The following is a 1,528-nucleotide window of genomic DNA, read 5'->3' as shown; positions in this document are numbered from 1 at the left end:
CCCTCAGCCTGCGATTTTCTCGGTGAGTTCGGGTACGATCTTGAAGAGGTCGCCGACGATTCCATAGTCGGCGACCTGGAACATGGGAGCCTCTTCGTCCTTGTTGATGGCGACGATGACCTTGCTGTCCTTCATGCCGGCCAGGTGCTGGATGGCGCCGGAGATGCCGACGGCGATGTAGAGTTCCGGTGCGACGATTTTGCCGGTCTGGCCGACCTGATAATCGTTGGGCACGAAGCCGGCATCCACCGCCGCGCGGGAGGCGCCGACGGCGGCGCCCAGCTTGTCGGCCAGCGCGTCCAGCAGCGGGAAATTGTCGCCCGACTGCATGCCGCGCCCGCCCGATACGATGACCCGCGCGCTGGTCAGTTCCGGCCGTTCAGACTTGGTCAGCTCCGCCGACACGAAGCGCGACAGCCCGGCATCGCCCGTGGCAGCCAGGGCCTCCACATGGCCCGAACCGCCCGTCTCCGCCACCGCCTCGAACGCCGTGCCGCGCACCGTCACCACCTTGATCGCGTCCGACGATTTCACCGTCGCGATCGCGTTGCCGGCATAGATCGGCCGCTCGAACGTGTCGCCATCCACCACGGCGCTGATCTCGCTGATCTGCTGCACGTCCAGCAAGGCCGCCACACGCGGCGCCAGGTTCTTGCCAAAGGTCGTGGCCGGGAACAGCACATGGCCGTACCCGCCCGCCTTCACCGCCGCCACCACCAGCGGCGCATAATTCTCCGCCAGCGGATGGGCATATTCCGCCGCATCCGCCACCAGCGCCTTCGTCACGCCGGCAGCAGAAGCCGCCGCCGCGCCCGCCGCGCCCACGCCCGATCCGGCCACCAGCACATCCGTCTGACCGCCGATCTTCGCCGCCGCACCCAGAACCGTCAGGGTCGGCTTCTTCACGGAACCGTCCGACGGCTCCGCAACAACCAGAATGCTCATGTCGCTTATCCTTTGAAGACGGTATCGCGGATCAGATGACCCGGGCTTCGTCGCGCAGCCTGGCCACAAGCTCGTCGACGCTGGCGACCTTCACCCCGCCCTTGCGCTTGGGCGGCTCCGTCACCTTCAGCACCGTCAGGCGCGGCGCAATGTCAACGCCCAGCGCATCCGGCGCCAGCGTCTCGATCGGCTTCTTCTTCGCCTTCATGATGTTCGGCAGCGAGGCATAGCGCGGCTCGTTCAGGCGAAGGTCCGTCGTCACAACCGCCGGCAGCGTCAGATCGACCGTCTCAAGACCGCCGTCGATCTCCCGCGTCACGCCGATCCTGCCATCGCCCGGCTCAACCTTCGACGCGAACGTACCCTGGCTCCACCCCAGAAGGGCCGCCAGAGCCTGGCCCGTCTGGTTGCTGTCATCGTCGATCGCCTGCTTGCCCAGGATCACCAGATCCGGGCTCTCCTTCTCAACGACCGCCTTCAGAAGCTTGGCAACCGCAAGAGGCTGGACCTCCCCGTCGGCCTGCACCAGCACACCACGGTCCCCACCCATCGCAAGCGCCGTCCGGATCGTCTCCTGCGACGC

Annotated in this window: 2 protein-coding genes; both read right to left on the bottom strand. The window is 66.8% G+C overall.

What is annotated here, in order from left to right; all coding sequences use genetic code 11:
• Nucleotides 1-3: 3 nt before the first annotated feature.
• On the bottom strand, nucleotides 4-945 hold the full coding sequence (locus ACM9LZ_RS25775; RefSeq protein WP_416622361.1) for an electron transfer flavoprotein subunit alpha/FixB family protein: 942 nt from the start codon (nucleotides 943-945) through the stop codon (nucleotides 4-6).
• Between the two features lie 31 nt (nucleotides 946-976).
• A partial coding sequence (locus ACM9LZ_RS25770) for an electron transfer flavoprotein subunit beta/FixA family protein (protein ID WP_416622360.1) occupies nucleotides 977-1,528 on the bottom strand: 552 nt, incomplete at its 5' end.

The sequence above is a fragment of the Niveispirillum fermenti genome (assembly GCF_048066175.1).
GTDB classification, from domain to species: Bacteria; Pseudomonadota; Alphaproteobacteria; order Azospirillales; family Azospirillaceae; genus Niveispirillum; species Niveispirillum fermenti.
The sequence above is the reverse complement of the archived record's forward strand: the minus strand, read 5'-3'. Positions and strand labels throughout refer to the sequence as shown.